The 6,293-nt window shown below is 47.1% G+C and carries 6 protein-coding genes; 5 read left to right on the top strand and 1 reads right to left on the bottom strand.

Annotation, left to right across the window (positions count from 1 at the left end):
* Both QZP87_RS15465 and QZP87_RS15460 read left to right on the top strand, forming a co-directional pair.
* Positions 1-546 (top strand): DUF4143 domain-containing protein (locus QZP87_RS15465; RefSeq protein ID WP_291323825.1); only part of this gene is annotated, 546 nt, incomplete at its 5' end.
* A 151-nt stretch (positions 547-697) separates the two neighbouring features.
* A complete protein-coding gene (locus tag QZP87_RS15460) occupies positions 698-862 on the top strand; it encodes a hypothetical protein (protein WP_291323824.1) in 165 nt (54 codons plus the stop codon).
* Between the two features lie 18 nt (positions 863-880).
* Here QZP87_RS15460 and QZP87_RS15455 read toward each other — a convergent pair whose 3' ends face one another.
* Entirely contained in the window at positions 881-1,162 is a 282-nt protein-coding gene (locus QZP87_RS15455; protein ID WP_291323823.1) for a rhodanese-like domain-containing protein, read from the bottom strand.
* 370 nt (positions 1,163-1,532) lie between these two features.
* Between QZP87_RS15455 and QZP87_RS15450 the strand changes: the two genes are divergently transcribed.
* The 3 genes from QZP87_RS15450 to QZP87_RS15440 all read left to right on the top strand — a co-directional run bounded on the left by QZP87_RS15450 (position 1,533) and on the right by QZP87_RS15440 (position 5,860).
* Positions 1,533-2,525 carry a radical SAM protein gene (locus QZP87_RS15450; RefSeq protein ID WP_291323822.1) on the top strand — a complete coding sequence of 331 codons (993 nt, stop codon included), beginning with the start codon at positions 1,533-1,535 and terminating at the stop codon, positions 2,523-2,525.
* A 42-nt stretch (positions 2,526-2,567) separates the two neighbouring features.
* Positions 2,568-3,275: a TIGR04283 family arsenosugar biosynthesis glycosyltransferase gene (locus QZP87_RS15445; protein ID WP_291323821.1), complete on the top strand. Its 708-nt coding sequence runs from the start codon at positions 2,568-2,570 to the stop codon at positions 3,273-3,275.
* Between the two features lie 1,040 nt (positions 3,276-4,315).
* On the top strand, positions 4,316-5,860 hold the full coding sequence (locus QZP87_RS15440) for an ATP-binding protein (RefSeq protein ID WP_291323820.1): 1,545 nt from the start codon (positions 4,316-4,318) through the stop codon (positions 5,858-5,860).
* The last annotated feature ends 433 nt before the right edge of the window (positions 5,861-6,293 follow it).

The following is a 6,293-nucleotide window of genomic DNA, read 5'->3' as shown; positions in this document are numbered from 1 at the left end:
TTCACCAAGCTTGCCAATGACTGTCAGGTGCCAGCGTCAACTGTCAGGGAACATGTCGGTCTTCTGGAAGACACTCTGGTAGGTTTTTTCTTGCCCGCCTGGACTGAGTCCAGAAAAAGAAAGGCAATCAAATCCGGCAAATTTTATTTTTTTGACCCTGGGGTTGTTCACACCCTTGCAGGAACCAGGTCTCTTGATAGCAACTCGGATTTATACGGAAAAAGTTTTGAACTATTTATCGGCATGGAAATCAGGGCGTACCTGAACTACAGCAGGACAAAACTTCCTTTAACATACTGGCGCTCCACTTATGGCCATGAGGTGGATTTCCTCATTGGAGAAACTACAGCAGTTGAAGTAAAGGCAACTGAGCGGGTCACGCCCAGGGATTTTAAAGGTCTGAAAGCGCTGGCCGAGGAAGGGATATATAAGGATTTCTTTCTGATCAGCCAGGACGGGGTTGCCACCCGGCAGGGAAATATCCAGGCTATACATTGGGAGGATTTTCTGACTCGTTTGTGGCATGGAGAGATTATTACTGTCTGATAAGCGTGACGGGCGGATTTTCCCTGGATACTTGGCTGGTGAATACTCCGGGATGATTCATGACTGGTATATCGGAGTCAGACCCCCCAGTCTTGTTAATAGTTCCTGACAGGCACTACAAGCAACAGCAAAAGGCGCCCAGGGGCGCCTTTTGCTGTTGATCAGGTTGATTTACTCAACTCTTTTGGGGGTGAACAGCCTGGCAAGCATGTCCTTTCTGGTATATTGCCCGGGCCCGGTCACTCCGGCCACGGCCCGGCCGTGGTACATGCTGGGCGATGTCCAGGAAAATATGGACCTGAACGTTGCCAAGTAGCAGGTTAGAAGAGATGTTCTATTCTATAGTAAAGCTGCCGTCAGGGGAATAGGTAACAGTTGCGTCCACATAGTAAACGCCCTTCAGGTCAGAGCGTTTATCCAAAAACAGATAGTAAGCTTCACCGCTTCTTGCCCCGGTGGAGCAGATAAACACGATTGGTTTTTCATCGGTAAATGAATCAATATCTTCCTCCAGCTGATCCACCGTCATATTTTCAGCAGAGGGACTATGGCCCGCAGCATACTCCGCAGGACTTCGCACATCAATGAGTTGTATGCTCTGCGGATTGGCGGCCATAAGCTGTACAAAAAAATCATTATCAATTGATCCTTCAAACTGGCCCTGTTTGATTCCAGTGTCTGGCAGTGCAGAAGGCTCTGTCTGGGCTCATCTAAGATGGCCTGGGTGCCTGTCCCCACAGACCACAGACAAGAAAGCAAAGATTTTCTTGTTTCCAGGCTCCAGCCTGGGGACATCGCTTTTTTGTGGCTCAAGCCACATTTTTTAAGAAACGGCTGGAGCCGCAAGAACTAAGCGTTCCCAGGCTGGAGCCTGGGAACGAGAGGTAACCAGGAACCAATTATAACGACCAACATGTTGGTTTGAAATTTCCGCTAAGCACCTATTATAAATTGACCGTAATACTTCAGGAATAATATCACATATCATGTTTATTGACGACCTGTTTTCAAAATCATGGGATACAGAAAACCTTTCCAGTCAGGAACTTCTTTTTCTGCTTTCTCATCCCCCGGATTCCATTGAGTCCTTAAAAACAATTGCCGAGGCCGGAGCAATATCCAGAAAACGAGTCTCAGGCAAAGCGGAAGTCCATGGCCAGCTTGCCCTGGACCTCGCCCCCTGCGCTTGTGATTGCAAGTTCTGCTCCTTTGCCAGGGTAAACAATATTTTTAAGGATGAAAGCAGAATATCCCCGGAAGAATCTGTTTTTTATGCCAGGCAGCATGAAAAAAACGGGGCCAACGCGGTATATGTCATGACCACGGCCCAATACCCTTTTGGGCAGTTCATTGAAGTTTCACAGGAGATCAGGAAGAATCTGAATCCTGAGACTCTGATGGTGGCTAATGTGGGGGATCAGTCTCTGGAGCGGGCCAGGAGAATAAAGGATGCTGGATATTCGGGCGTTTATCATGCCAGAAGGATGCGGGAAGGAACCGACACATTGATCCCGCCTGAAAAAAGGCTTGAAAGCATACGTAATTTTCAGGAGGCCGGGCTGAAGGTAGGGACCTGCGTAGAGCCTGTCGGACCTGAACATACAGATGAAGAAATTGTCCAGGCCATACTTTTTGCCGCTTCCGTGAACCCGGCATTCAGCGGGGCGGCCAGGCGCATTGAAATACCCGGGACTGAAATAGCTTCCAGGGGAATGATCAGCGAACTGCGAATGGCTCAGATCGTAGCCGTAACCATTCTGGGTACTCCGGCTTCAGTCAAAGGCTTTTGTACCCATGAGCCATGCACTCTGGGCACACTGGCCGGGGCCAACCTGTTCTGGGCTGAAACCGGATCAAACCCCAGGGACATTGAGGAAAAGACAGAGCAGGGCCGGGGATTGGGTGTTCATGAATGCAAGGCTGTTTACCGGGAATGCGAATGGGATATCCTGCAGGGGCCTTCTGCTTATCTTTCTTAGCCCGGGTAAAGGCCATGGACAAACCCTGAAAAACATAAACCCATGAGCCGGAATCTGCCAGTCCATCCCGTGATATCAGTGATTGTTCCCGTTTACAGAGAACAGGCCTCAATAAATGCCTTTGCCCGGCACCTGTTAAAGGTTTTTGCAGGCCATGACTGTGAGATCATAGTTGTTGACGGCAGCCCTGAACTGGAGACCGTTTCTGCTCTTAATGCAAAGGGAATACAGGCTGTCAGTTCAGGTAAAGGCCGTGGAAAACAGATGAACGCAGGGGCGGCAATGGCCCGGGGCCGAATCCTGCTTTTTCTGCACTCAGACACACGGCTGCCGGATAACGCGCCCGAATTGATCCCCAGGGCAATGGATGCCGACAGTGATATAATTGGCGGGGCTTTCTCTCTGGGTATAGATTCCAGTCAAAGGATCATTAAGCTCATCGAGCTGGGAGCCAACATCCGGATTGCCCTCACCCGCGTCCCCTATGGTGACCAGGCCATATTCATCCGGAAGGATTACTTTCATGAGACAGGAGGTTTCAGGGAAATACCCATCATGGAAGACCTGGAAATGATGACCAGGATCAAAAAAAAAGGGGGCCGGATTGTTATCCTGAAAAACAAAGTCATGACCTCGCCCAGAAGATGGCAAAAAGAAGGGACAGCAAGATGCACCCTCAGAAACTGGTTCATAAGGACACTCTACCATTGCGGTGTTTCCCTGGATAGAATAGCCGGGTTTTACAGGTAAGCGTCTCACCCGGGCGGCCCGGGACCCGGCACTCACTTGAGTTGCCAATACTAGCTCATTCCGGAAGATATCTACTCATGTGAGTGCCGGACTGCCGCTTGGAATTTTTGAACAGCCTGCCTGATAATGACTTTCTCAACACACTGTTAGCGCACGATTGCTTCTCTATGCCCCCAACCCAATAAAGAAAAGAGCCTTTTTGACAGGGTATGTTTTAGAGCTTTTTGCAGGGGAAGATTCAGGGTAATCTTGTTTCTGGGTAACTATCCAAATTTATTCACTTTATTTATTTCAACCAGGAACGAAGAACCAGGAACTTTGAACTCTCAAGTTATGTGGTAGAATAGTTACCAAATGAGAACAATTTCCATGAAAATATGTATTTTGAGTTGACCTTCGGAAAATTCACAACTAGATTGTCATATATACGGATAATCAGCATCGAGGCTGTGATATGCAAATAGAGCGCTTTATCGATCTAAACAATTTGTTGGAAAAAAAGTCCTTCTTCCTGTCAGTGTCGAAATTGGGGACAAATTGGGACAGGCACTTTTGCCAGTTGCTAATTTGCAGATGCTTCAAAAATTTGGCGGCAAAAGAGCCAGTCCCAAATTGAGATAGCATACTGTATTTTATAAGTTTCGCTGTAGTGTTAATATTTTATAGCTAAAGAAAAAAGCTTGTGATTTCAAGTGTTTATCTCCAAAATGTTGTTTGGCAACTGTTTTTTTTAATATCACAATTCCAGCGAGTTGCGCTAGAACTTTTGTAACCATTCAGGGGGTGACGAAACCGGCCTGGGGACAGTCCCCGCGTCACCTATCCTGCACAAATGAAACATGGCAAACGCTAAGTTGTGTGAACCTACAAAGATAGTACTTTGCGGGGACAGTCCCCAGACCTTGTGCCAGAAACTGCAATTGAGTGCCCCCTGAATGTTTACGAACTTTTGACTGTCCAGTTATCTTGATGCTGTGGATAATAAAAACGCAAAGGACCTCGCAGAGGTCTAAAATGAGCCCGTGGACAGGTCACTAACGATGAAAAAATTGCCCATCGGGGTGAGTACCCTTCGAGAGATCATTGAGGATGGATACACCTATGTGGACAAGACCAGGATTGTGCATGAGCTGGTTGAAAGCGGAAAATACTATTTTCTCTCAAGGCCTCGCAGGTTCGGCAAATCCCTGTTTATAGACACCCTGAAAGAAGCCTTTGAGGGTAACCAGGACCTGTTCAGAAATCTCTGGCTTTATGATCACTGGGACTGGGAGAAAAAATATCCCGTGATTCATATTTCCTTTGCAGAAGGAATTCTTCAACACAGGGAAGCGCTAGACCAGAAGATCTTTGAACTCTTAGACGACAACCAGGAAAGGTTGCAGGTTTCATGTCAATACAAGAACAGCGTGTCCGGTTGTTTTAGCAGCCTGATCCGCAAGGCAAAAAAAAATTACAGGCTGGGAGCCGTTGTTCTTGTAGATGAATACGACAAGCCCATTCTGGACAATATTTCTGACCCTGAAGCAGCCGCTGAAATGCGGGAAGGTCTGAAAAACCTCTATTCGGTGATCAAAGCACAGGATGCTAATATCCGGTTCGCCTTTCTCACCGGAGTTTCCAGATTTTCCAAGGTCAGCCTGTTTTCCGGGCTCAACAACCTGATCGATATCACCCTTGATGCTCAATACGCCACCATCTGCGGTTATACCGAACCCGAGATGACCGAGGTGTTTGCTCAACACTTGCGGGGAAAATCCCTGGATGAAATCCGGAACTGGTACAACGGCTATTCATGGCTGGGAGAGGCCGTTTACAACCCTTTCAGTATTTTGAATTATTTACGAACAAATGAATTCTGCAATTTTTGGTTTGAGAGCGGTACTCCTGCTTTTTTGGTGGAGTTGTTCAAAAAGAAGCGGTACTTTATTCCTGAACTTGAGCACACGAACGCTTCGGAATCCATTATCGGGGGCTTTGACGTAGATTTTGTGGAGCCGGAAAACCTGCTTTTTCAGACCGGCTACCTGACCATCGAGCAGGCATTCAGGGTGGCGGGCAAGACATTCTACAAACTACGTTACCCTAATATGGAGGTCAAAAGTAGTCTGTCCGATTATATTCTCAAGCGCTATACGCCGGATCCCACGCTCAAAGACAAAACCCAGCTTCAAATCTATGATGCCTTGAAGAATAACAATTTGGATGCCTTGAACCTGACTTTTCACTCACTGTTTGCCGCTATTCCCCACGACTGGTACCGAAAAAACAAACTGTCCCAATATGAAGGCTACTACGCTTCCGTGTTTTACTGCTATTTCAAGGCCCTGGGCCTGGATGTCACGGCCGAGGACACCGCAAATCACGGCCGGATCGATATGACGGTGCGCCTTGAAAACAGGGTCTTCATCTTTGAATTCAAGGTGTTGGACCTCGACAAAACTCCGGGCACGGCCCTGGAGCAGATCCGCAAAAGAGGATATGCTGATAAATACCGTGGTCAAAATCTCGAAATATACCTGATAGGTGTGGAATTTGACCGCGGCGAACGTAATATTGTCCGCTTTGATTGGGAAAAAAGATAGTCATCTCATTGATCTGACCCTAATTGTACCGTGACCATTCAGTAGGCCCTCGGTATTGCTGGCCGGTTTCGGCACCCTCTGAATGGTTACGTAAAGTTGAACTTGTCTGTGCCATTGGAGCTCTCGACGGTGATTGATGGCACCGAATGCTCACAAGGAAACCATGCAGCATAGTGGCTCGCTATTTCCTGTCGACTGAAGCACATCTGTTTTGAATGATCGATGATCAGCCCACCTATTTATCATTACGATAGAAAACACTTCAATGTATTTTTATTTTCAATTGGACTTTGTTGTCTTTGATCCTTTACTAACACTACAGCGAAACTTATATAATTTTATGCCTGCCTCAATTGGGGACAGGCACCCCCGCACTTATTTTTTTAAAATGATCTTGGTTTTATTGGAAAAAATAAGTGCGGGGAGAGCCAGT

The organism is Desulfonatronospira sp., assembly GCA_003563255.1.
GTDB lineage: Bacteria > Desulfobacterota > Desulfovibrionia > Desulfovibrionales > Desulfonatronovibrionaceae > Desulfonatronospira.
The sequence above is the reverse complement of the archived record's forward strand: the minus strand, read 5'-3'. Positions and strand labels throughout refer to the sequence as shown.

Bases quoted from the DNA above. Each gene is read 5' to 3' on its own strand.
- QZP87_RS15455 (WP_291323823.1), bottom strand. From the start codon at position 1,162: ATGGCCGCCAATCCGCAGAGCATACAACTCATTGATGTGCGAAGTCCT.
- QZP87_RS15450 (WP_291323822.1), top strand. From the start codon at position 1,533: ATGTTTATTGACGACCTGTTTTCAAAATCATGGGATACAGAAAACCTT.
- QZP87_RS15445 (WP_291323821.1), top strand. From the start codon at position 2,568: ATGAGCCGGAATCTGCCAGTCCATCCCGTGATATCAGTGATTGTTCCC.
- QZP87_RS15440 (WP_291323820.1), top strand. From the start codon at position 4,316: ATGAAAAAATTGCCCATCGGGGTGAGTACCCTTCGAGAGATCATTGAG.